Source organism: Alteromonas ulvae, assembly GCF_048987005.1.
Lineage (GTDB): Bacteria > Pseudomonadota > Gammaproteobacteria > Enterobacterales > Alteromonadaceae > Alteromonas.
Genome location: NZ_CP185261.1, coordinates 609,350 through 631,524 on the forward strand (window position 1 = coordinate 609,350; position 22,175 = coordinate 631,524).

Sequence of the window (22,175 nt, forward strand, 5' to 3'; positions counted from 1 at the left end):
ACGAAGTGAGAGAGTTTATTGGTTTGTTAGAACTGAGTTCCTACAGCGCAATACCCTTTTGCTTGAGCATAATTTTTAGCATCAGGGATATAGAAATCTAGTTGAACCATTCTAGTTATTTCTATCCTCTCTTTATTTTTACTGGTGGGTTTCCAAACCCACTTCTTAACCGCGGCAACAGATGGAGCAATAAACGCATCTGTTGGATAAGCTTCGATTAATTCTGCGTTTACAGTCTTACCGTCACTATTGATTGATATTTTGAAGCGGGAGCACCCAGCAACTCTATTTTTAGCGATTGATACTGGATATTTAGGCGATACTAATTTTGCGGGTATCCAATATTCTTCCGCCGCTACTTTGCTATGAGTGAAATCTAGGGTTTTTGAAGTGCTTAAAGTGGGTGCTTCATAGGTCGCACATGATGCTAAAAATATCGTAGCGGTAGTTAAAAAAAGTATTCTTTTCATATTCATCCTTGTAAGTTCTAACTTCCCACTAAGGGGCGATAACACATGGGCTAAAATTAGGAACGAAGTGACGCAGCCCATGTGTTAGCGTCCCAGCGACCGAAGGGAGTGGCTTGAGCGTTTTGTTAGGCGTACAACTGAAAGTACGCAGCTTTGCTGCCACCACTAGCCAAATAGACCGCGTGTTTAAATTATTGAATTTAAGATAAAACAACCCTGTGCGAAATGCCAGATGTAAAGGATATTGCTGGATAAAAGAGCGAGTTTAGAAAGCTGGTGATGCAGAATGTTGGCTTTGCGGTGTTGATGAAAAGCGCGTTGCTAAAGTCGTTGGAACTACCGCAAAAGTAAGCCGTAAAGACAACCTGGCGAAACAGACTTGATGCTTTAATGTCACGGCTGAACCTACTTTTTAATGCTGTAAGTAAATGACGCCTAACTTTCCAATAACGGGCGCAGACATGTGGGGCATAATGGCGAAGCCGCCCCGCGTGTATGCGTCCCAGCGAACGCAGTGAGTGTGTTAATTGGGTTGTTAGCTGCCATTGTTAAATTGAAAAATGATAGCATATACGCTAGCATATAAACCATGAATAAAGTAGTTATTGACACCAGTGTACTTATTAGCGCCCTGATTGGCAAAACAGGGCCAGCCCGAGAAGTGATAAGGCAATGCTTGTTGGGGGATTTAAAGCCGCTGATTAGCACGACCTTATTCTTGGAGTACGAAGCAGTAAGCAAGCGAGACAAAATTAAAGAATTGTGCCCGCTTACCGAGGACGAAGTGAGCGAGTTGCTAGCAGCATTTTTTAGTGTTTGCGTATGGGTTCAGATACATTATTTGTGGCGGCCAAATTTAAAAGATGAAGGCGATAACTTTCTTATAGAGCTTGCATTGGCAGGAAATGCCGAGAGCATTATTACGAATAACCTAAAAGACCTGAAAAATGCGGAATTACAATTTGATGGTTTGAAAGTGTTAGCGCCTGAAGATTATTTGAGAGGAGTTTAATATGTCCACTTTAACTGTACGTCTACCAGACGATAAGCATAATCGATTGAAGGCTTTGGCAGCGCATAAAAAGTTGAGCTTAAATAAATTGATAGAAGAATTGTCTACGCAAGCGATAGCTGAATTTGATACTGAGGTAAGATTTAAGGCGATTGCTGCTACTGGAGACAAAAAGAAAGGTTTGGAACTTCTAGATAAGCTTGATTCACACTTTGGCAGCTAACGCTAAGCTTTGGGGCGCAGATGCGTGGGGCATAATGGCGAAGCCGCCCCACGTATAGGCGTCCCAGCGAACGAAGTAAGCGGCAACAGCGTATCGTTAGCTGCCATGGCCTACTCCTCGCTGTTTCATATAATTTGCGAGCTGAACTGAATCGTTGTTTTGGCTACCAAGTAATGCTTTATAAACGCCAACTTGATCTTCGCTTTTCTTGTGCTGACCCAGTTTTTCTTTTCCGTAAATTTCGGTTACAACTACTTTGAATCCAACCACTGCCTTTAATAATCTTTGAATATATTCTTGCGGCATGAGTTCTGAGCTATCTAATATCTCAGGCTCGTACTTATGAACCAATGAGTTTATTGCCCTTAGCGTTTCAGTTGCATCCAGTTCATGAAATATTCCAAAACAATGCACTGACGCGTAGTTCCATGTTGGAACCGCTGGTTTTGAAGAATACCAAGTAGGGGAAATATATGAATGCGGCCCATTAAATAGAACAGATACTTTTTTTCCGGATAAATCTTTCCATTGTGGGTTAGCTCGAGCCATGTGCCCAATTATGCAGCCACTTTCATTTTCTGAGGTATCAAAAATTAGAGGAAGGCGCGTTGCCTCCAAATCTTGAGTGATTAACGTACCAAAACCAAACTCCGATATAAACGCGCTAATTGAATGAATATCTGGCATTTCCATGTTTTTTGGGGTGTACATTCAAGTCCTTAATGCTAATGGAAGCTAACTTTTCAATAACGGGCGCAGACATGTGGGGCATAATGGCGAAGCCGCCCCACGTGTAAGCGTCCCAGCGAACGAAGTGAGTGCGTTGATTGACTTGTTATGCGCCAATGTTAAATATTACTGATCATTTTTACTGACCAGTCCCCCCAAGCTTGCCATTTGAAAATAGTGTGCATGGCAAGAACTAAAACGCTAAATAAAACCAATGATAATACTGTACTGACGTATAAACGGCCGTGTACTTTCCAGTCATAGAGCATGAGAATTATGTAGACTGAAAACATGAATATAAACATTGAGTAGCCCGGTATTGATAGCAAGTGTGTAACGCGATTCAATCCTTCTGGCATCATTTGAATTGCTGCTGCGATCATAAATCTTTTATGGTGGGCTGGTTTTTTTATATTTAAAACTCCTAGAACGTAAAGTACTAAGAAAATTAGCCACTGTAAAAAAACTCCACCTAGAAAACTGCCTGCCCTTAGTCTGGCTTGTGCATCTTCTGGGTTGAATACACCAAAGCCTGCTAAACGATGATAAAACTCGTATACCATTATTGACCCAGTTACCAAGATTCCAAGCACTAGAATAACGCTAAGCTTTCCAAAGGTTTTATGAGCCGAATAGCTACCTTTGCTCGCTAATTTTATTTGACTAAGAAGTAATAAATACCACGCAGCACTGAAAGCGCCGTGTAATCCAGTCCAAAAGGTAACTCTATTTATATTACTCGGATTAGATAGCCAATTTAGAGCAAAGCCACTAAATACTATGAAAGTAATAAAAAATGCAAATAGACCAAAAAACTTATTGTCCGCAGTTCTGCTTTCAGTTGAGTTACTGTTGATTATAACTGACTCCATGTCTTACGGTTCCTTTAAATTCTATAAATGCAAGGTATGTCAAATGGGCGCATAACTTTAAGCTAAGGGGCGCTAGCATGTGGGCTAAAATCCGAACGAAGTGAGTCAGCCCACATGTTAGCGTCCCAGCGACCGAAGGGAGTGGTTTGAGCATTTTGTTAGGCGTACAACTGAAAGTACGCAGCTTTGCTGCCACCACTAGCCGATTAGCCAGCTTGTTTAAATTATTGAATTTAAGATAAAACAACCCTGTGCGAAAAGCCAGATGTTAACGGTAATGCTGGAAAAAAGAGCGAGTTTAAACAACTGGAGATGCAGAATGCTGGCGTTGCTGAGTTGATGAAAAGCCCGTTGCTAAAGCCGTTGAAACTACTGAGAAAGCAAGCCGTAAAGACAACCTAATGAAACAACCTTGATGCTGAAATGTCACAGTTAAACCCACATTTTTATGCTGTAAGTAAATGACGCCTAACTTTAAGCTAAGGGGCGCTAGCATGTGGGCTAAAATCCGAACGAAGTGAGTCAGCCCACATGTTAGCGTTGCATGTTCCGGCCCATTCCGATCACTCATTTCGGTTCAATCCGATCACTGATTTCGGTCTAACCCGATCGCCTATTTCGGTGTTATCCGATCAAAAATGACGTTTTTCCGAAATCACTGATCGGAATCCCGAAATCTTCTTCTTTTTCTCACTAAATCAATTGGTAAGCTCAACTTCATTACTTGATTGAAGGAACGAGCTGCCATGGCGAGAAAGAGAACCGATATGAGAAAGATTAAAGACGTCCTGCGTCTCAAATTCGAAGTAGGATTAAGCCATCGAGACATCGGCCAATGTTTGAGTCTCGGCCCTTCAACCGTGAGTGAAATACTCTCACGCTTTAAATCCAGTGATTTATCGTGGCCGTTGCCCGAAGCGCTCAACGATAAAACACTCGAAGCTCAGTTATATAGCACTGGCCCAGCTCAGCGCCAGAAACGGCTGCCTGATTTTATGCTTATGCAGCAAGAGTTGAAGCGCAAAGGCATGACTAAGCTGTTGCTGTGGGAAGAGTATTGCGCCGAAGATAGTGCGTCAGCTTATGGTTACACGCAGTTCTGCGAGCATTATCAGCGGTGGCTTAAAAAGCAGAAGCGTAGTATGCGCCAGCACCACATCGCAGGCGATAAGTTGTTTATTGACTACTGCGGGCCGACGGTCCCTATCGTTAATCCCGATACAGGTGAAGTGCGTTATCATGCACAAATCTTTGTTGCGACCTTGGGCGCGACCAACTACACGTATGTTGAAGCGGGCCGCTCTCAGCGTGAGGAAGATTGGATAATGGCGCATGTGAGAACGTTCCGCTATCTTGGCGGTGTCCCCCGTTTACTTGTGCCGGATAACCTGAAATCAGCCGTTACCAAAGCCCACCGTTACGCGCCCACGCTGAATGAAAACTACGCCAAAATGGCGCGGCATTACGGCTGTGCCATTGTGCCTGCACGCCCTTACAAACCGAAGGATAAAGCCAAAGCAGAAAATGCGGTACTGATTGTTGAACGCTGGATACTAATGCGATTGCGACGGGAGTGCTTTTACACCTTAGCGGGCCTTAACGCACGTATCAAAGTGTTAATGGAAGAGTTAAATAATCGGCCGCAGCGCTTACATCCAGGCTCTCGCCGAGAGCAGTTTGAACTGCTCGACAAACCCGCGTTAATGCCATTGCCTGGCACCACGTATGAGTATATCGACAGTAAACGGGCGAAGGTGGGGCCTGATTACCATGTGTTGTACCAAAAACACGCTTACTCTGTACCGCACACCTTAGTAGGCAACACGGTGACCATCGAGGCAAGTGGCAGTGTGGTCAGCATCTATCACCAAAATCAACTGGTGACACAGCACGCTAAATCAGCAAAAGACGGCGGCTTCTCAACGCAAAAAGAACACATGCCCGATAGCCATGTAAAACAGCGCTTCAGCGCTGAACGCTTATTGCACTGGGCGGAGAATATTGGTGTAGGTACGCGCGGTGTGGTGCAGTGGCACATCCATAGCCGTCAACATCCAGAGCAAGCGATTAAAAGCTGCCTAGCCATTCTAAATCTCACTAATCAGCATGGTGCCGCGCGGCTTGAAGCCGCTTGTCAAAAGGCGTTACTGCTAGAACGCCCTCACAGAAGCGTTGTGATGAACTTACTCAAACATCACCAAGAAAGCGTACCGAGCACCGCTGTCGAACACGATGAGCAACCTGTAACCCACCACAATATCCGCGGCCAACATTACTATCAATAGGACAACCCATGACACAATCTCAATTACAAGAGCAACTGCGTAGCTTACGGCTTGGACACTTCGCTCAAGCGTTACTGCAACAACAAAGCCAAGCGACAACCTACGACGAGATGAGCTTCGAAGAACGCTTAGGATTACTGGCACAGCACGAAATCCACTGTCGCCAAAGCAGCAAAGTGAAGCGTTTACTGCGTCAGGCAACCTTGCGCTTAGAGGCTCACGCCAGCCGATTGGAATACCGTGCAGAGCGCGGTCTACGCAAAGATAAAGTCGCCACACTGTTGAGCGGCCAATACTTACATCACGCCCATAACATTATCGTTACTGGTGCAACGGGGTGCGGTAAAACGTACTTCGCTTGCGCATTAGCCAGACAAGCCTGTGAACAGCATCATACAGTACGATATTACCGGCTCGGCCAGCTTCTAGATGAGCTGAATATCGGCCACGCCGATGGAAGTTACCGACAACAGCTTGCACAACTCGCTAAGAAAAAGCTGCTCATCCTAGATGACTGGGGAATGGAAAAGCTGAGTGCAAGACAGGCCAATGATTTACTTGACGTGATGGAAGAACGGTATCAAAACACCAGCACCATTATCGCTAGTCAGTTGCCAGTTACCGAATGGTACAAACTCATCAGTAACCCCACCGTGGCAGATGCGTTACTCGACCGTTTACTGCACAATAGTCATCGAATTGAACTGGCTGGCGAATCGATGAGAAAACTAGACCAATCCGATCACTTAAGGTAAAACTGGCAAGGACGAAAAAGAAGAAGAAAAAGTGATCGGATAAAACCGAAACGACCGATCGGATTCACCGAAATACGCAAGCGTCCCAGCGACCGGAGGGAGTGGCTTGAGCGTTTTGTTAGGCGTACAAAGGAAAGTACGCAGCTTTGCTGCCACCACTAACCAATTAGCCAGCTTTTTTAAATTATTGAATTTAAGATAAAACAACCCTGTGCGAAAAGCCAGATGTTAACGGGATTGCTGGATAAAAGAGCGAGTTTAGAAAGCTGGTGATGCCGAATTTTGGCGTCGCGGTGTTGATGAAAAGCGCATTGTTAAAGCCGTTGAAACTACTGAAAAAGCAAGCCGTAAAGACAACCTAGCGAAACAACCTTGATGCTGAAATGTCACAGTTAAACCCACATTTTAAAGCTGTAAGTAAATGACACCTAACACTAAACTAAGGGGCAATTACTTGTTGGCGAAAATGGCGAAGCCGCCAGCGAGTAATTGTCCCAGTGAGCAGCGCGAACGATCTTTAGTGCTTTGTTATGTGACAGTTCCGCAAATCTAAAATTCATCTTTAACTGAGCTTGGTGGTAGTTCTTGCTTTCGTGGTGGCGGAGGAACGCCTCTGCCAGCCATAGTATTTGTAGCAACGCATCTATATTGCTTACACTGGAACTCAGATACCCAACAACCATCTTTAACTGAATGTTTTAAACAAGATTTCGACAATTGCCTGTCTAATACATTTTTTAAGTTTTGAGTCATTTCCTTTCGGATCACCAAAGGGCATTTGTAGTCGCTGTAGTCGAATAGGCCGCAGTCTTGATCTGAAATACAACGTTTGTACTCTTTGAAATTATTGAAAAGTTCTTCTCTTACCTGCTGCGTCAGGGTTTCACATTGCTGTTCTGTTGTCACTTGTTCTGGTGCAGTCCCAAATTCGACGTTAGATAATAGCGCCTGCTGTTGCAGTTTCGACTGACTATCGTCGATTGCGATTCCCAAGAAAACTCCAACAGCAGCTAGCAATAAAATACTGAGTATAACTGAGGTAAATATTCTCATGTCACATAACTTTAAGCTAAGGGGCGCTAGCATGTGGGCTAAAATCCGAACGAAGTGAGTCAGCCCACATGTTAGCGTCCCAGCGACCGAAGGGAGTGGCTTGAGCGTTTTGTTAGGCGTACAACTGAAAGTACGCAGCTTTGCTGCCACCACTAGCCAAATAGACCGCGTATTTAAATTATTGAATTTAAGATAAAACAACCCTGTGCGAAAAGCCAGATGTTAACGACATTGCTGGATAAAAGAACGAGTTTAGAAAGCTGATGATGCAGAATGTTGGCGTTGCGATGTTGATGAAAAGGGCGTTGCTAAAGCCGATGGAACTACCGAAAAAGCAAGCCGTAAAGACAACCTAGCGAAACAACCTTGGCGCTGGAATGTCACGGCTGAACCCACATTTTTATGCTGTAAGTAAATGACGCCTAACACTAAGCTTTGGGGCGCAGGCACGGGGCTATAATCGCGAAGCGGCCCCGTGTTTGCGTCCCAACGACCGAAGGGAGTGTCAACAGCGTTTTGTTATGTTTACTTACCATGGCACCCCTTCTAATTCGGCAAATACTGCACAAAATAACAACAAAATGAAAGGCAAAGCTGATATTAACTTTAGTTTGAGCGTGTTTACATGCCAGCCAACAACCATTGCGATGCTATATGGGATAAACAGAAACAGACCATATAAAACCATGAAAGCAACAATGTACAGATTCTCATGCCGTAAGTCCGCTTCAGGGAACGCTAAATAGTCGTATATTGAGTATGTGGCAAATAAAAATAGTGGAAGAGCTAAAAGGCTTAAAACTATTAATAAAAACTTAGAGCCTCTCATAAAACATCCTTGTGAACATAACTTTTAAATAAGGGGCGCGGACATGTGGGCTAAAATCCGAACGAAGTGAGCAGCCCACATGTTAGCGTCCCAGCCCGCGCAGCGGGCGAACTTAATTTTTTTGTTATGTGCCAGCGCACTTTCTACTGCCGCCATAACTTTACTGTGCCCAATAAATAAAACGTACCATAAATACAGCATATAATTGAGCTGACTAACCAAAAGGTTATTGAATTTTGGTGCACCACAGGGTCTGAAGTTAGAAATGGCCCAACTAAGCCTGCGATACCACGCAACAAGTAAATGGCAGTAATTAAAGCTAAACAGGCTTTTAGTAGTGGTAATTTGATGATGATACCTGCACCAGAAAATGCGTATAAGCCCCAGCCGGTAAGAATTGAAGCAATTACCAAAGTTGCAATCGTGGGGTACGGGTCGCCCTGGGCAGCGAGTTGAGCCATACGTTGACCAGCACCAAAAAAAAGATACCAATCAGGACCGCCGAAAATACAACTAATATGAAGTAATGCAGCCAGGATACTTAAACTGCCAGCGATTATTAGTTGATTATTCTTGTGCATTCAAATTCCTTTTGGCACATAACACCCGCATTTGCGGCTGGTTTGGAGCGCAGCGGAAAACCAGTCCGGCAACATGCGCTTGTTATGTTTTGCTTACGCCAAGGCTAAGCTGGTAACCCTTTTGGTACTCAAAATGCAAAGCATTGGTAATATTATTCAGATACGAAAATATACACGATGATTTATTAATTATTCCTCTGTCAGCAGAAACTAAAGCATTACAATAAGATGCCATTCCAGCGTGCTGCCCATCTGAAATTATATTCTTAATCTTGTCTCTTTTCGCAAGACCTTTGTCAGGGCTTATGCCTAACATATTGAGCACAATGTATGCCCCAGAAATTGCACCGTGCTGAGTGAGCTGAACTCCCTCAATACCCGGAATTGACTCAAAGCCAAAGAACTGATCTTTTGTGATATTTGGTATTGAAGGTGAAATCAATTCCCAAACTTCATCAATTGCGGATTCAGACTTCTCGATAGCTTTACGAGCTTCACTTGAAACGCCTAATGCGCTTCTTGTTTTATCAATTGGCATCTTATTCTTTAGGTGCTTTTCAATTGTTACTTCCATTTCTCTGGATACTTTTGATGCTTTCTCGACTAAATCTTCACGTCTTTTGTCAGGAATAATGCTAGTTATTCGTTCTATTTCATTTCGCATTTGCTCTCGGCGTTTTTCAAGGTAGTTGTCGCCTAAGCTGTTAAGCTGCTTCTTTTTTGTTCTCTGGGTTTAACCCCACATCACCGATTTCATCCCAGTTTCTGATACCCTTTGACCAACGGTTGGGGTTCTGCTCTTTCGCTTTACTATATAGCTCATGGCGCTTTGCCAATATTCCTTTATCTTCACCATTATGGCGTTGCGCTGGTGTCACGAACTTGATGCGACTATGCCTGTGCTCGTTGTTGTACCATTGCGCGAAGCCTTTCACCCAAGCTCTTGCATCTTCAAGGCTTTCAAAACCTTCGCTTGGCCAGCGGTGACTGTATTTGACCGTGCGGAATAATGATTCTGAGTACGGGTTGTCATTACTTACACCGGGGCGGCTACGAGAGCCTATTACGCCCATATCAATCATTTTGGCCTGCATCGTCAGGCACTTCATCGGGCTGCCGTTATCTGAGTGCAATACCACGTTTTGTTTTACACATTTTTCAGCCCAGAGAGTACGCTCAAGCAATTCAGCTGCATGTTCACCAGACTCGCTTTCATGAACTTCCCAACCAACAATCTTACGGCTGAAGATGTCGATTATCATGTAGAGATAAAAGAACCGACCAATGACCGTTGACGGACAGTAACTGATATCCCAAGTCCACACTTGGTTTGGCGCTGTTGCTGTGTACCCCTTAGGTTTAGCTCGGCTACCTTTGGGTTTTGCTTTTCCTCGATGGGTTAGCTGGTCATTGGCTTTCAACACACGATAAAAGCTCGATTCAGACGCTAGGTATTGCCCGTTATCTGCCAGCATTGGCACTATCTGGCTTGGCCCTAAATTAGCGTATTCGTCTTGGTTACAGGTCGCTAATATCGCTTGCTGCTCTTCCTCTGTGAGCTTATTGCTCGGCGCTGGCCTAACAGCTACTGGCCTTTTATCACCGCTGATTTCACCACTTTCCTGCCAGCGTTGTAATGTGCGTACAGACATACCAACTTCTTCACAGGCTTTCTCTTTTCTTGCACCGGAGGAGACTGCTTCATCAATCAGAGATGCGTAATACTGCCTATCTGCGAGTGAGGTTAATTGTCCTCGTCTTCCCCCCAGTAGGCATTTAACTTTTTTCTCAGCACCAATAAGGCTGCTGTTTCAGCAAGCGCCGCATCTTTGCGCTTTAGCTCCCTTTCTAACTCTTTAATTCGCTTACGATCTTCCTTTCGCTCTTGGGTTAATTGCTTGCGTTGCAGGGCTTTAGTTTGATTGCCTGCAATGCAGCTTTGCTTCCATTCTTTAACTTGCTCAGGGTAAAGCCCTTTTTCACGGCAATACTCACTTAACTCTATTTCGCTTAATGAAGCCGTTTCTAAAACAATTGAGAACTTTTGCTCTGGTGACCAACCATCTGAACTATTGCTATCTGCCAAACTAGAACCTGCTTTTAAATACTTATCTCGCCATGAATACAAAGTAGATAAGTTGATACTTTCTAGCTTTGCGAATTGGCGTAATGATAAGCCACTTTCAACAAGCTTTCTAATGACGGCTTTCTTATGGTCTTCTGGATAATGCTTCACTCATAACTAACTTACCGCTCCCTGTTCTATTATTATAATTACTGAGGCGACAACTTATGTGGACTCCCCGATGTCAACAATAAAAACAAATCTAAAGAATTAAATGCGCACTTATGTACGAGCTCATATTGAGTAGCTAACTCGACTCTATGATATTTACGCGGGCTAACTTACAAACCTATCCTGCGAGTCTAAAACTCTCATTGTCACACTGCATTAGTTAGCTGATTTTAAATCAATATTTTTGCATTTTATTGCTTAAACTCTTGCTGGATCCGGCAATAACTCTGCTTCGTATTCCGTACCTTTAGTTAACATAGCATACGCAGTTCTAACTGTTTTATTGGCCAATGCTACTGATGCACATTTTTTCCCTCTGCGTTCGACTAACGCCCTTATCCAAAGGTCTTTTTTTGTTCTTGGCTCTTTCTTCATAGCAATACTAACAGCAGATAGAGCGCCAGTAATAAGTTGGCTCCTGAGCAAGCCATTTTTGACATACTTACCTATAGTGCCAAATTTAGCTTTGCCTCCAGATGAATGCTGTATCGGTGTTAAACCAATACATGCAGCAGCATCTTTTCCTTTCTTAAATACACCTAGTTCTGCACAACCTAATGCGATGTACAAATTGATGGCATTAAGAGGACCAACACCCTCTAGCTGTAGTAGTTTTTTACAATCACTGTGACTTTCAAGCGCATTTTCAAGACAGGAATCATATACACCAATAGATTGAACGATTGACGAGTATTGCTCCCAAGCCATATGTAAGGCTTGCCTAAATTCAGCTGAAAAGCCATTCTCGGCATCTTCTAATACAGTTTCAATTGTTCCTTTTAAGCCCCCATTTCTATTTGAGACTTTAATATTAAATTCTGACAAAAGAGCGATTAGTTGATTGTATGAGGCTGTTTTTTGTTTTACACATAACTCTCGAAGACGCATCATTGATTGCAATTGTTGCTGTTCAATAGACTTACCAGCGATAAAAGTGACATCAGGTAACAAGGATGCTTGTACGATCGCTAACGCATCATTTTTGTCTGTTTTTTGATTCTGCCGAACCGATTTAACTAAAGTAGGTGATATAAGGCGAGCGTCATGCCCTAGTGAACCTGCTTTTTGTTTCCAGTAATTTGATGTACCACATGCTTCGAATACAATTACGACAGGCGTTGAATTGGCGAGCCATTCTGTAAATTCGTTCGTTGTCATCTCTTTGTTAGAGCGCACTTTTTGGTTTGAATAAACACAAACCTGAATCACATTTTTAGCTAAATCTACACCTACGATTGCATTTTTCACAATTTGACTCCAAATAAGTACCTTAGACGTGAGTAAAATAACTCACAGCTTCATAAAAGGGGAGTCCAATTATCTATCCTGACACAGGGGGCTCTGGAGTTTTACTTAGCTCTTTAAAGTTATCTGCTCCAAAAGAACGTATGAGGTGCTCCACCATGTGATCTGCCACCCCTTCATAACCAGCAATTGCCTCTAGGTGTTGCTCATATCTCGAATAAGGATCTATGTAATCCCTTATTACAATATTACCTTCAGATTGAAAGTTTTGATTCAGAACATCACATATCTCAGCTGCTTTCAGCAATACCATCCCTTTGAGTGCATCTTGGTTTCCATTCCGATGGATTTCATCAAGATGAACATGAGAGTAAACCCATCTGAATCTTTCTGGTTCCAGAATAGAAATGTCTCCACAAGCCAAGTACCGAAATACATTCATGTCTGCATAAATTATTGGCTTATTCGAAACTAAAAATGAGTTCATTCAAGAGCCTTGGTTAATTGAAAAGAAACATAACTTCCAAATATGGGGCGCAAACACGTGTGCAATAATGGCGAAGCCGCGCACGTGTTTGCGTCCCAGCGAGCGGCAGCGAGTGCCATAATTTGCTTGTTATGTGCCTTAACCACAAAACTACCTATGAGTCATTGTTGGTATTTTTGAATTCCCTAATCTGTATATGATTACCCTCTCTGTCTGCAATGTTAGACACTTTGAAAATTGGATTTGCCCATTCGCCATCGAATGCATTGCCGCCTAAGTTAACTGCTTTTTCTCTTGTAGCTTCCATATTTTTGACGGATAAGAATAGCTTAATTGGGCTGAAAGAATCTTTGGGTGTATCGAAAGGTGGGACATGGATAATGACGTTAAAGCCATCTTTATCTAAGCTGATAAAATCTTTGGTTTCTTTGGTAACACGCATACCAAATAGTTGTTCATAGAATTCTGCGAGGTGGGACAAGTTACTTGAGTAGATAAGCACGCCATTTTGGGCTGGGCCTGACATTTTTACATCCTGACTTTGAGTGGCATTAGAAAAGAGTGTCGCAAAAAATATAGTTGCATACACCAATGCTTTAAATCCTTTATCCATAAAATTTCCTTGGCACATAACTTTTAAATAAGGGGCGCAGGCATGTGGGGCATAATGGCGAAGCCACCTCGCATGTATGCGTCCCAGCGAACGCAGTGAGTGACTTAATTTTTTTGTTAGGTGACATGCCTATAAAACGCCCTCAAATACTAAAGTTAAAATAACAGCTAGCAAGCCAACAGGCACGCAATAGATAAAAAGCTTAGCGCGAAACAGGGCTGATTTTTGAAGGTTTTTATCGTTAAATTGGGGAAACAAAACAGGCAAAAAAGAAAATGTAATTCCCGCTACAAACTTGTCATTACTGTACTGCTCTCGGTGCGCCCAAAAAGAAAGCTGGTTAAATATTGCGGAAACAACCCCAACAAAAATAAACAGCGCTCCAAGATAAAGAATGACTAACGAAGCGGTATGTTCAATCACACTGGTCACCTAACGCCCCGCATAAAGGGCAGCTGCTTGTGGGCTAAACTTGCGCGAAGCGCCAGCCCGCAAGTAGATGTCCACGCGAGCGCAGCGAGTTTTAATGCGATTGTTAGGAGCACTATTCACTAACCCTCTAACCTCTTACTCGCTTGAGCTTTTAACGTATATATGAAAATTTCAAAATCCTCATATCGTTACTGTATACAATCTCGACCGTTTTATTTTCATATTGCTCTAATTCTTTTTGATTACGGTCAAAATCAAATAGATTTAAATTCTCAATGCGATAATCAAATTTTAGTTCATTGATTTCAAAACTAACATAGTCCCAATCTTCATCGTAATTATGTAGGTTCTTGAATTGCCCTGCTACAGTAGATGAAGTCGCCCAATTCCGTTCTAAATTATCTATTTCAGTGCTAGCAAGCTGATATGCGTGATATGAATAAGAAAAAATTATTAAAGAGAATAATCCCAAAAGAGCTGAAGAATATTTTTTAATCGTTGAATCTGCAACTTGGTTGGTATCCGAAGAATTAATGGGTTGTATAGGACTATTCATCCTGCATTTCAAACGAATAATCAAGTAAAGCCCTAGAATTATGACAGCGATTCCTAAAGGAATTTTACTAGCCTCTAAATAAATACTTTCAGGCGATAAAAGAAAGACAGTATTCACATCCATATACAAATCACTCTATAAACGGCATATGCGTCATCGTGCTCCTAACACTAAGCTTTGGGGCGCTAACATGGGGCTATAATCGCGAAGCGGCCCCGTGTTAGCGTCCCAGCGACCGAAGGGAGTGCCAACAGCGTTTTGTTATGTGCGGTCATTTTAAAGAAGTGCTGCTTTTTTGTTTTCAAACTCTTCTTGAGTAATGACACCTTGTTCTTTTAACTCATGCAACTTTCGAATTTCGTCGGCTGAACTAGATGAATTATCTCTGTGTATTGATGATTTACCGCCGGGCAATATAAAGCACCAAGCCAATGCGATAAACCAACCAAGTCCCCATAAAACAGAGCCAAAAATATTAATAAGAATTATTGGTATCTTATAAGGATGATTTTTACTTAACGCGATAATTGAAGGTAGAAATAGAACTGGTAATAACACCAACAATATCAAAATTTGCCAAATGCTTATGCCACCCATAATAAACTCCTTTTAAAAATTGTTATTAGTCAAACTCTGTACGCCTGAGCACCTAACTTTCCAATAACGGGCGCAGACATGTGGGGCATAATGGCGCAGCCGCCCCGCGTGTATGCGTCCCAGCGAACGCAGTGAGTGTGTTGATTGGGTTGTTATATGACATGCTGATTAAACCCTAGCGCCACCCCATAATTGCACTGTAGAGATTAGCAAAATAGCCAATATAAACCCAGAAAGTAATGATACACCGATGGGTATCAATATAACTTGCCAGAGTTTCAAAACCATAAAGCGTTTTAAAATGAACGAAAAGAGCAATATGGATATTACAACAGAAGCTGGCTCTACTAAATCTGCCAAATAGACAATTGAAGCTGAAAAAGCCTGTGTAATTAAAAACAAACCAGTAAGTAGCATACTACGCTTGTTCACATTTTCATTCACTTTGAGTAGGCGGAGAACAATTCGAAAGCCTATGAAATTTCCAAGAAGAAATGAAATTAAAAAGAAGATTGGAAACACAAAAGTCCCTTTGTCATATAACTTCCAAACATGGGGCGCGGACGCGCAGGCGAAAATGGCGAAGCCGCCTGCGTGTGTGCGTCCCAGCGAGCGGCAGCGAGTGACATAATTTGTTTGTTATGTGCCGCTACCAAGAAAAGTGAGCCAACGCTTCTTTGTACGATGCCAAGGCTCTATAAACCGCGTATTTTAACCGTACCTTTTTAATGAACACCTGATACAGAAAAACAGGCCCCAACCAGAATAAAACTAAGAATGCTTGGATAAACAATAGAACGAAAACGAATTCGTTGTACAACCCATCAACAAGGAAAAAAACCAAGACAAAAGCATTTAAGACGACAAATGCCCAAATAGCCCACCTAGCGTCTTTTACAAGTTGTCTTAAATCCTCTTCAATTTTTACATTTTGCATGAGCTTCAAGTCACATAACGCCCAACTTTGGGGCACAAATACATGGGCTAAAATAACGAGCGAAGCGAGGGAGCCCATGTGTTTGTGTCCCAGCGAACGCAGTGAGCGCCAACAGTTGTTTGTTAGCAGCCAATGTAACTCAAACCTTGTCGATTTTTAAAATTCCGTTTTCCTGTTTAGGCAGGAAAACAATAGTCACACACTGTCCGTTTTTAATGAATGTGTCGCGATTCCGATTGGCAAAAAAGTATTTTTCAGTAGCGTAATCGTTATATTTGAATTTTACATCTGAAACAACGAACATTTCTTCCCTGCTATTACCCTGTACTATTTTATGTTCGGTTATACACCCTGATACGATTTGGGGCTGGTTAGTCAAAATAGCATTTTGGACGCGATGAATTCCCAAACCGTTGAAAAGTTCTGTGGCAAAAGCAATTATAAATATGCTAAACGCAATAACTACGATGTGTTTAGGCTTTAACTTGATTAGAGTTGAGAGCGACTGTAGCAGAGGCGTCAATTTAAAAATCGCAACAAGGACTGCGCCAGCGATTACTAAGCCAATTGAATTGAAACTAGCGCTTATGGACTCCACGTTACTTACGAAGTAGGTACTACTTGATGGTTCTAACATCGTATATAACTCAAACTCCTAACCTGGCTGCTAACTTCCAAATATGGGGCGCAAACACGTGTGCAATAATGGCGAAGCCGCGCACTTGTTTGCGTCCCAGCGAGCGACAGCGAGTGCCATAATTTGTTTGTTATATTTCATGGTATAAAACTTCCTTGAACACATCTATACCACACTCACCGAAGCTGGCCACGATAAAATGACGACGAATTAAACCAGCATTTATTGTGTACCAGGCTACGTTTCTGCCATTTTCTTCGAAAGGTTGAAGCTGAGTGAAAAAAGTTGGATTTTCTAGGTCATCAGCGACTAGGAAGACACCTTGAAATGAAAGGTTATCTATTTGAGCAGGCAGCGATATCATCACAGAGTAATCAGAGTCTACAAGCGTTATCTCGATGTCGACCTTATTCTGATGTTTAATGCTATTTTCAGCGCTTTGCTCTTCGCTGATATAACAGCTAGTGGCAAATACAGCTGAACAGAAGAAATAGAGAGCTAAAAAACAAAGCCGCATAACTCAACTCCTTTTGAAATATAACTTTTCAATAACGGGCGCAGGCACGTGGGGCATAATGGCGCAGCCGCCCCGCGTGTAAGCGTCCCAGCGAACGAAGTGAGTGTGTTAATTGGGTTGTTATGTTTTATCATTGAATGCAATAACTTCTATTTCTACTAGATGCCTAGGACTATAAAGACGCCTGACTTCGACTAATGTAGAGCTAGGGTATTGGTTATTAGTGAATTTTTCCTTGCGAACGTTACCCAATTTTTTGAACGCTTCAATATCTGTTGTATATATAACTTGCTTAACAATGTTCTCCATACCTAAATCATTGTCACGTAATGTATTTTCTATTAGAGAATAAATTTCCCTAACTTGTTCTTCCATGGTCGTTTTATCACTAGCGATGCCAGATAAATAGACATTTTTACCTGCAATGACAACTTGAGAATATCCAATTTCTGCTTCCCAAGGGTTGTACATCTTTCTTTTAATTTGGTTATCTGCACTGGTAGGTAAACAGGCCATAGCTAGTGTGCATGTTAGTGTGAGCTTTAAAAGTTGTTTATAAAACATGTGTTCTCTCCCTAGAAACATAACACTAAGCTTTGGGGCGCTAACATGGGGCTATAATCGCGAAGCGGCCCCGTGTTAGCGTCCCAGCGACCGGAGGGAGTGCCAACAGCGTTTTGTTAGGCGTACAACTGAAAGTACGCAGCTTTGCTGCCACCGCTAGCCAATTAGACCGCGTGTTTAAATTATTGAATTTAAGATAAAACAACCCTGTGCGAAATGCCAGATGTTAACGACATTGCTGGATAAAAGAGCGAGTTTAGAAAGCTGGTGATGCAGAATGTTGGCGTTGCGATGTTGATGAAAAGCCCGTTGCTAAAGCCGTTTAAACTACCGAAAAAAGTAAGCCGTAAAGACAACCTAGCGAAATAACCTTGATGCTGGAATGTCACAACTGAACCAACATTTTAATGCTGTAAGTAAATGACGCCTAACGCCGCATTCACCGGCTTGTCCGGTGCAATGCTTTGTTAGCATACTTTTTGACTCGCACTGTTAAATGGCACCTGCAAGCCAACCCACAACATTTAATAGAAACTCTTCATTTTGTTCAGCACCTTTAGACGCTAAGCCAAATGTTTTCCCTGTTTTAGTATCTAGTTGAGATGAAAACATCATACCCTCAGCAAATACAGCTATTCGACCTTTACCGACCTCCAGTACAGCACCTTGGCTCCAACCTTGCACAAGCACCCTTGCTGTATCAGCATTTACTTGAAAAGGCACATCAGGAACAATAGAAACAGCCCCTTCACCAAGATTTAAAAGTGAAGTCGCCTCAGGCGGAGTTTTGAAAGCTGAGCCGCCAAAGGTTCTAACCTGCTCTATGCGATTAGGTTGCATAGTTATTTCTGGCATTTCAGGTGCAGCGGTAGATAGATAAAAATTTTGTTCTTGCTGTCGGGCTTTAGACGTAATGGGATGTTCACCGAGCGTCTTGTCCTTAGCACGAAACATCGCATTACCAACATGACCGTTACTAAATTCAAAGCCAAATTCACCCGCTAAATTTTTAATGACACTGGGAAAAGGAGCATGGTCTGCGATTAATAATAGCGCTCCACCTTCCAAGACCCACTTTTTAATACTTAAAACTTCTTCATTGCTCAATGCTTCGGTATAGGGTGGATTCCAGTCTTTTCTATTCCGATCTAACGCATTGGCAATAACCAATAAATCAGCATCATGTAGTGTGGCTAATGAAAAGCGGCTGTTATTCGGCCGAACGGTATAACCATCGCTTTCAAGAACCTGCACAAATGGGCTATATCGTCCACTTGCTGTTAGGAAATTATTGTGTGCTTCATCTACAAATACAACAGGGCTATTGTTTTGAGAAAAAGTTTTGTGGGTATTTTTAGGTATAAAGTTTGGATCAGCTTGTTGAGGGCTATCGGAACAAGCTAACAGCGCAGTCAAAAATACCCCAAGAAAACTTACCTTAAAAAATGTCATTTATTATTTCCATATAGTATTACAGCCCGAAACTACAATAAGTATGCTAACTTTTAAATATGGGGCACAAACAGGCAGGCTACAATGGCGAAGCCGCCTGCTTGTTTGTGTCCCAGCCCGCCTGCGGGCGACATAATTTTTTTGTTATGTGCTGCGCTCGGTTTTTATTAAAAGTGCGATTGCTGTAAAAACGTGAAAAAGCAGCCCCAATATAAACCACCCCAAAGCACTGCGCCCAGTTGTTTTTGCCCACCATGCACAGAAGAAACCAAAAAATACGATGGCAAGGCCATTACTATTTATAGCCTTTTGTAACTTTGAAATGGCTGTTTCTGTACTGGTTTGCGCATATTCCAAACTTCTCACTTTCGACGGAAGGTTACTAATTGTTTGCTCTAATTCTGAAATGGTTGGTTGCGTTGCTGTTTCTGATGCCAGAGCAGCATGTTGAAAACCGAAAATAACAAAAATAAAAGCTAAGAACTTCCTTTTCATTGCGCTAAATCTCCTGCTGCACATAACACTAAGCTTTGGGGCGCTAACATGGGGCTATAATCGCGAAGCGGCCCCGTGTTAGCGTCCCAGCGACCGAAGGGAGTGCCAACAGCGTTTTGTTAGGCATACAACTGAAAGTACGCAGCTTTGCTGCCACCACTAGCCAAAAAGCCCGCGTGTTTAAATAATTGAATTTAAGATAAAACAACCCTGTACGAAAAGCCAGATGTTAACGGTAATGCTGGAAAAAAGAGCGAGTTTAAACAACTGGAGATGCAGAGTGGTGGCGTTGCTGAGCTGATGAAAAGCCCGTTGCTAAAGCCGTTTAAACTACCGAAAAAGTAAGCCGTAAAGACAACCTAGCGAAACAACCTTGATGCTGGAATGTCACGGTTGAACCCACTTTTTAGTGCTGTAAGTAAATGACGCCTAACTTTAAGCTAAGGGGCGCTAGCATGTGGGCTAAAATCCGAACGAAGTGAGTCAGCCCACATGTTAGCGTCCCAGCGACCGGAGGGAGTGGCTTGAGCGTTTTGTTAGGCGTACAAAGGAAAGTACGCAGCTTTGCTGCCACCACTAACCAATTAGCCAGCTTTTTTAAATTATTGAATTTAAGATAAAACAACCCTGTGCGAAAAGCCAGATGTTAACGGGATTGCTGGATAAAAGAGCGAGTTTAGAAAGCTGGTGATGCCGAATTTTGGCGTCGCGGTGTTGATGAAAAGCGCATTGTTAAAGCCGTTGAAACTACTGAAAAAGCAAGCCGTAAAGACAACCTAGCGAAACAACCTTGATGCTGAAATGTCACAGTTAAACCCACATTTTAAAGCTGTAAGTAAATGACACCTAACTTTCCAATAACGGGCGCAGACATGTGGGGCATAATGGCGCAGCCGCCCCGCGTGTATGCGTCCCAGCGAACGCAGTGAGTGTGTTGATTGGGTTGTTATATGACATGCTGATTAAACCCTAGCGCCACCCCATAATTGCACTGTAGAGATTAGCAAAATAGCCAATATAAACCCAGAAAGTAATGATACACCGATGGGTATCAATATAACTTGCCAGAGTTTCAAAACCATAAAGCGTTTTAAAATGAACGAAAAGAGCAATATGGATATTACAACAGAAGCTGGCTCTACTAAATCTGCCAAATAGACAATTGAAGCTGAAAAAGCCTGTGTAATTAAAAACAAACCAGTAAGTAGCATACTACGCTTGTTCACATTTTCATTCACTTTGAGTAGGCGGAGAACAATTCGAAAGCCTATGAAATTTCCAAGAAGAAATGAAATTAAAAAGAAGATTGGAAACACAAAAGTCCCTTTGTCATATAACTTTTCAATAACGGGCGCAGGCTCGTAGGGCATAATGGCGAAGCCGCCCTGCGTGTATGCGTCCCAGCGAACGCAGTGAGCGAGTTTATTGACTTGTTATGTGCGTCTCTAAACATCCTGCAATGTACACTCAAGTATTTCGCCATTTTCATATTCTACCCTACGCATTCCACTATCCTGATAAATTATTTCACCAGTAATAGTAGTTCCGACCTCTGGTAAGAGAGCCTTTGCACGACCTTCAGCTAAAAGATCTAGCTCGTCTTTAACGATCTCTAAATCTGCTGCTTGAAGCGTCAAATTGATTTTTTTACCTGAGTCTGATCGACTAAAAGTTAAATCACTTTTCAATACAGACTTTTTGTCTAATAAGGTGTTTTCAATTGTAACTATGCCCGAGGACTTGGCGGCTCGTGGGGTTGAGTAAACAATAACACTATTTTGTGTAGCAATTAATTCTGGGGTTATCTGATTTTCTTGTAAGCAGTGCCAAGTTTCTTCATTTGGTGCCTCCTTGCAGCCCAAGAGAAATAAGGTTATTGAAAAGCTTAGTATAATTAGGTTTCTCATTTCAAAATTTCCATAATTGAGAATCTAGTGGTTCTCAAATTCCCTTTTAGCACATAACACTTAGCTAAGGGGCACATACATGGCGCTATAATGGCGAAGCCGCGCCATGTATGTGTCCCTCTTGAGCGCCTTGTTAGGCATATTTTCCAAACAACCGCATAACCAAAAATACTGCACCACCAAATAATGCACCGAAAAACGCGTACTGGATATAGACGAAGGGTAAAAATACAAAGAGCATACCCGATGTTTCCAATGGACCTGATTGGATGACCTGCCGTGTTGCAAGCGAAAGATAATAAAACGCGACACCTGCGACGGCAATAAAAGCTGAAGCAAAGATGAATTGAAACGCATTTTTATTTTTCCCAAGGGCGCTGTGAAGAAAAGCAAAAAGGACAGGCGCCCAAGTTGTAAGTGCAATAAAGAAAACTAAATCCCTAAAGGATTGCACAATGCCCTCAGAGCTAATGTAACTCATGATAACGATTAAAAGAGTAGCTAACCAAAAAATCCTATTCATCCCTAAATATCCTTATATGCCTAACGCCCGCATAAGCGGCGCATAAATATTTGGCTAAAATTAGCGAGGGACGAGCACAAGCCAAGTGTTTTGCGTCCGTTTCTTAAT

At 42.4% G+C, this 22,175-nt stretch carries 26 protein-coding genes; 4 read left to right on the forward strand and 22 right to left on the reverse strand.

Annotated features, from left to right (window positions below; genetic code table 11):
* Nucleotides 1-26: 26 nt before the first annotated feature.
* Nucleotides 27-470, reverse strand: coding sequence for an energy transducer TonB (locus ACOJR9_RS02625; protein WP_420934862.1), 444 nt, complete (start codon nucleotides 468-470; stop codon nucleotides 27-29).
* Between the two features lie 589 nt (nucleotides 471-1,059).
* Between ACOJR9_RS02625 and ACOJR9_RS02630 the strand changes: the two genes are divergently transcribed.
* Together ACOJR9_RS02630 and ACOJR9_RS02635 are read left to right on the forward strand one after the other, a co-directional pair.
* On the forward strand, nucleotides 1,060-1,482 hold the full coding sequence (locus ACOJR9_RS02630) for a putative toxin-antitoxin system toxin component, PIN family (protein WP_420934863.1): 423 nt from the start codon (nucleotides 1,060-1,062) through the stop codon (nucleotides 1,480-1,482).
* Nucleotide 1,483: 1 nt separating this feature from the next.
* Nucleotides 1,484-1,705: a toxin-antitoxin system HicB family antitoxin gene (locus ACOJR9_RS02635; protein ID WP_012517112.1), complete on the forward strand. Its 222-nt coding sequence runs from the start codon at nucleotides 1,484-1,486 to the stop codon at nucleotides 1,703-1,705.
* 96 nt (nucleotides 1,706-1,801) lie between these two features.
* Here ACOJR9_RS02635 and ACOJR9_RS02640 read toward each other — a convergent pair whose 3' ends face one another.
* Together ACOJR9_RS02640 and ACOJR9_RS02645 are read right to left on the reverse strand one after the other, a co-directional pair.
* On the reverse strand, nucleotides 1,802-2,416 hold the full coding sequence (locus ACOJR9_RS02640) for an FMN-binding negative transcriptional regulator (RefSeq protein ID WP_420934864.1): 615 nt from the start codon (nucleotides 2,414-2,416) through the stop codon (nucleotides 1,802-1,804).
* A 137-nt stretch (nucleotides 2,417-2,553) separates the two neighbouring features.
* On the reverse strand, nucleotides 2,554-3,306 hold the full coding sequence (locus ACOJR9_RS02645) for a hypothetical protein (protein WP_420934865.1): 753 nt from the start codon (nucleotides 3,304-3,306) through the stop codon (nucleotides 2,554-2,556).
* A 746-nt stretch (nucleotides 3,307-4,052) separates the two neighbouring features.
* Between ACOJR9_RS02645 and istA the strand changes: the two genes are divergently transcribed.
* Together istA and istB are read left to right on the forward strand one after the other, a co-directional pair.
* Complete coding sequence (gene istA, locus ACOJR9_RS02650) at nucleotides 4,053-5,591, forward strand: IS21 family transposase (protein ID WP_420933011.1); 1,539 nt, start codon at nucleotides 4,053-4,055, stop codon at nucleotides 5,589-5,591.
* Between the two features lie 8 nt (nucleotides 5,592-5,599).
* Nucleotides 5,600-6,346 carry an IS21-like element helper ATPase IstB gene (gene istB, locus ACOJR9_RS02655; RefSeq protein ID WP_420933010.1) on the forward strand — a complete coding sequence of 249 codons (747 nt, stop codon included), beginning with the start codon at nucleotides 5,600-5,602 and terminating at the stop codon, nucleotides 6,344-6,346.
* A 549-nt stretch (nucleotides 6,347-6,895) separates the two neighbouring features.
* On the opposite strand, the gene ACOJR9_RS02660 is transcribed toward istB, so the two are convergent.
* From ACOJR9_RS02660 to ACOJR9_RS02750, 19 genes are all read right to left on the reverse strand, one after another.
* A complete protein-coding gene (locus tag ACOJR9_RS02660; RefSeq protein WP_420934866.1) occupies nucleotides 6,896-7,399 on the reverse strand; it encodes a hypothetical protein in 504 nt (167 codons plus the stop codon).
* A 529-nt stretch (nucleotides 7,400-7,928) separates the two neighbouring features.
* On the reverse strand, nucleotides 7,929-8,228 hold the full coding sequence (locus tag ACOJR9_RS02665) for a hypothetical protein (RefSeq protein WP_420934867.1): 300 nt from the start codon (nucleotides 8,226-8,228) through the stop codon (nucleotides 7,929-7,931).
* Nucleotides 8,229-8,371: 143 nt separating this feature from the next.
* Complete coding sequence (locus tag ACOJR9_RS02670; RefSeq protein WP_420934868.1) at nucleotides 8,372-8,809, reverse strand: hypothetical protein; 438 nt, start codon at nucleotides 8,807-8,809, stop codon at nucleotides 8,372-8,374.
* Nucleotides 8,810-8,891: 82 nt separating this feature from the next.
* Nucleotides 8,892-9,473, reverse strand: coding sequence for a hypothetical protein (locus ACOJR9_RS02675; RefSeq protein ID WP_420934869.1), 582 nt, complete (start codon nucleotides 9,471-9,473; stop codon nucleotides 8,892-8,894).
* Nucleotides 9,474-9,513: 40 nt separating this feature from the next.
* Nucleotides 9,514-11,045, reverse strand: a protein-coding gene (locus ACOJR9_RS02680) for an IS3 family transposase (RefSeq protein ID WP_420933012.1) whose coding sequence is annotated in 2 segments (ribosomal slippage) — nucleotides 9,514-10,583 and nucleotides 10,583-11,045 — 1,533 coding nt in all. Because the reading frame shifts where the segments join, the coding sequence is not laid out codon by codon here.
* Between the two features lie 258 nt (nucleotides 11,046-11,303).
* Nucleotides 11,304-12,353 carry an IS110 family transposase gene (locus ACOJR9_RS02685; protein WP_420934858.1) on the reverse strand — a complete coding sequence of 350 codons (1,050 nt, stop codon included), beginning with the start codon at nucleotides 12,351-12,353 and terminating at the stop codon, nucleotides 11,304-11,306.
* Nucleotides 12,354-12,426: 73 nt separating this feature from the next.
* Nucleotides 12,427-12,837 carry a hypothetical protein gene (locus ACOJR9_RS02690; RefSeq protein WP_420934870.1) on the reverse strand — a complete coding sequence of 137 codons (411 nt, stop codon included), beginning with the start codon at nucleotides 12,835-12,837 and terminating at the stop codon, nucleotides 12,427-12,429.
* 154 nt (nucleotides 12,838-12,991) lie between these two features.
* Complete coding sequence (locus ACOJR9_RS02695; protein WP_420934871.1) at nucleotides 12,992-13,450, reverse strand: VOC family protein; 459 nt, start codon at nucleotides 13,448-13,450, stop codon at nucleotides 12,992-12,994.
* Nucleotides 13,451-13,579: 129 nt separating this feature from the next.
* Complete coding sequence (locus ACOJR9_RS02700) at nucleotides 13,580-13,873, reverse strand: hypothetical protein (RefSeq protein WP_420934872.1); 294 nt, start codon at nucleotides 13,871-13,873, stop codon at nucleotides 13,580-13,582.
* A gap of 160 nt (nucleotides 13,874-14,033) precedes the next feature.
* Nucleotides 14,034-14,561, reverse strand: a complete 528-nt coding sequence (locus tag ACOJR9_RS02705) for a hypothetical protein (protein WP_420934873.1) — start codon at nucleotides 14,559-14,561, stop codon at nucleotides 14,034-14,036.
* A 153-nt stretch (nucleotides 14,562-14,714) separates the two neighbouring features.
* Nucleotides 14,715-15,035, reverse strand: coding sequence for an SHOCT domain-containing protein (locus tag ACOJR9_RS02710; RefSeq protein ID WP_420934874.1), 321 nt, complete (start codon nucleotides 15,033-15,035; stop codon nucleotides 14,715-14,717).
* Between the two features lie 1,076 nt (nucleotides 15,036-16,111).
* On the reverse strand, nucleotides 16,112-16,609 hold the full coding sequence (locus ACOJR9_RS02715) for a hypothetical protein (protein WP_420934875.1): 498 nt from the start codon (nucleotides 16,607-16,609) through the stop codon (nucleotides 16,112-16,114).
* 130 nt (nucleotides 16,610-16,739) lie between these two features.
* Nucleotides 16,740-17,126, reverse strand: coding sequence for a hypothetical protein (locus ACOJR9_RS02720; protein ID WP_420934876.1), 387 nt, complete (start codon nucleotides 17,124-17,126; stop codon nucleotides 16,740-16,742).
* A gap of 120 nt (nucleotides 17,127-17,246) precedes the next feature.
* The gene (locus ACOJR9_RS02725) at nucleotides 17,247-17,690 is read right to left on the reverse strand and encodes a Rid family hydrolase (protein WP_420934877.1); all 444 of its coding nucleotides are present in this window, start codon (nucleotides 17,688-17,690) and stop codon (nucleotides 17,247-17,249) included.
* A gap of 492 nt (nucleotides 17,691-18,182) precedes the next feature.
* Nucleotides 18,183-19,142 (reverse strand): DUF4350 domain-containing protein, encoded by a 960-nt coding sequence (locus ACOJR9_RS02730; protein ID WP_420934878.1) that lies wholly within the window; start codon nucleotides 19,140-19,142, stop codon nucleotides 18,183-18,185.
* Between the two features lie 144 nt (nucleotides 19,143-19,286).
* On the reverse strand, nucleotides 19,287-19,637 hold the full coding sequence (locus ACOJR9_RS02735; protein WP_420934879.1) for a hypothetical protein: 351 nt from the start codon (nucleotides 19,635-19,637) through the stop codon (nucleotides 19,287-19,289).
* A gap of 962 nt (nucleotides 19,638-20,599) precedes the next feature.
* Entirely contained in the window at nucleotides 20,600-21,007 is a 408-nt protein-coding gene (locus ACOJR9_RS02740) for a hypothetical protein (protein ID WP_420934880.1), read from the reverse strand.
* Nucleotides 21,008-21,082: 75 nt separating this feature from the next.
* Nucleotides 21,083-21,544 carry a hypothetical protein gene (locus ACOJR9_RS02745; protein ID WP_420934881.1) on the reverse strand — a complete coding sequence of 154 codons (462 nt, stop codon included), beginning with the start codon at nucleotides 21,542-21,544 and terminating at the stop codon, nucleotides 21,083-21,085.
* Between the two features lie 133 nt (nucleotides 21,545-21,677).
* Nucleotides 21,678-22,067: a hypothetical protein gene (locus tag ACOJR9_RS02750; protein WP_420934882.1), complete on the reverse strand. Its 390-nt coding sequence runs from the start codon at nucleotides 22,065-22,067 to the stop codon at nucleotides 21,678-21,680.
* Nucleotides 22,068-22,175 lie beyond the last annotated feature (108 nt).

Bases quoted from the DNA above. Each gene is read 5' to 3' on its own strand.
- ACOJR9_RS02660 (WP_420934866.1), bottom strand. From the start codon at position 7,399: ATGAGAATATTTACCTCAGTTATACTCAGTATTTTATTGCTAGCTGCT.
- ACOJR9_RS02730 (WP_420934878.1), bottom strand. From the start codon at position 19,142: ATGACATTTTTTAAGGTAAGTTTTCTTGGGGTATTTTTGACTGCGCTG.
- istB (WP_420933010.1), top strand. From the start codon at position 5,600: ATGACACAATCTCAATTACAAGAGCAACTGCGTAGCTTACGGCTTGGA.
- ACOJR9_RS02720 (WP_420934876.1), bottom strand. From the start codon at position 17,126: ATGCGGCTTTGTTTTTTAGCTCTCTATTTCTTCTGTTCAGCTGTATTT.
- ACOJR9_RS02745 (WP_420934881.1), bottom strand. From the start codon at position 21,544: ATGAGAAACCTAATTATACTAAGCTTTTCAATAACCTTATTTCTCTTG.
- ACOJR9_RS02725 (WP_420934877.1), bottom strand. From the start codon at position 17,690: ATGTTTTATAAACAACTTTTAAAGCTCACACTAACATGCACACTAGCT.
- ACOJR9_RS02665 (WP_420934867.1), bottom strand. From the start codon at position 8,228: ATGAGAGGCTCTAAGTTTTTATTAATAGTTTTAAGCCTTTTAGCTCTT.
- ACOJR9_RS02735 (WP_420934879.1), bottom strand. From the start codon at position 19,637: ATGAAAAGGAAGTTCTTAGCTTTTATTTTTGTTATTTTCGGTTTTCAA.
- ACOJR9_RS02670 (WP_420934868.1), bottom strand. From the start codon at position 8,809: ATGCACAAGAATAATCAACTAATAATCGCTGGCAGTTTAAGTATCCTG.
- ACOJR9_RS02635 (WP_012517112.1), top strand. From the start codon at position 1,484: ATGTCCACTTTAACTGTACGTCTACCAGACGATAAGCATAATCGATTG.
- ACOJR9_RS02645 (WP_420934865.1), bottom strand. From the start codon at position 3,306: ATGGAGTCAGTTATAATCAACAGTAACTCAACTGAAAGCAGAACTGCG.
- ACOJR9_RS02675 (WP_420934869.1), bottom strand. From the start codon at position 9,473: ATGCGAAATGAAATAGAACGAATAACTAGCATTATTCCTGACAAAAGA.
- ACOJR9_RS02710 (WP_420934874.1), bottom strand. From the start codon at position 15,035: ATGGGTGGCATAAGCATTTGGCAAATTTTGATATTGTTGGTGTTATTA.
- istA (WP_420933011.1), top strand. From the start codon at position 4,053: ATGGCGAGAAAGAGAACCGATATGAGAAAGATTAAAGACGTCCTGCGT.
- ACOJR9_RS02640 (WP_420934864.1), bottom strand. From the start codon at position 2,416: ATGTACACCCCAAAAAACATGGAAATGCCAGATATTCATTCAATTAGC.
- ACOJR9_RS02625 (WP_420934862.1), bottom strand. From the start codon at position 470: ATGAAAAGAATACTTTTTTTAACTACCGCTACGATATTTTTAGCATCA.
- ACOJR9_RS02750 (WP_420934882.1), bottom strand. From the start codon at position 22,067: ATGAATAGGATTTTTTGGTTAGCTACTCTTTTAATCGTTATCATGAGT.
- ACOJR9_RS02690 (WP_420934870.1), bottom strand. From the start codon at position 12,837: ATGAACTCATTTTTAGTTTCGAATAAGCCAATAATTTATGCAGACATG.
- ACOJR9_RS02715 (WP_420934875.1), bottom strand. From the start codon at position 16,609: ATGTTAGAACCATCAAGTAGTACCTACTTCGTAAGTAACGTGGAGTCC.
- ACOJR9_RS02630 (WP_420934863.1), top strand. From the start codon at position 1,060: ATGAATAAAGTAGTTATTGACACCAGTGTACTTATTAGCGCCCTGATT.
- ACOJR9_RS02695 (WP_420934871.1), bottom strand. From the start codon at position 13,450: ATGGATAAAGGATTTAAAGCATTGGTGTATGCAACTATATTTTTTGCG.
- ACOJR9_RS02705 (WP_420934873.1), bottom strand. From the start codon at position 14,561: ATGGATGTGAATACTGTCTTTCTTTTATCGCCTGAAAGTATTTATTTA.
- ACOJR9_RS02740 (WP_420934880.1), bottom strand. From the start codon at position 21,007: ATGCCCTACGAGCCTGCGCCCGTTATTGAAAAGTTATATGACAAAGGG.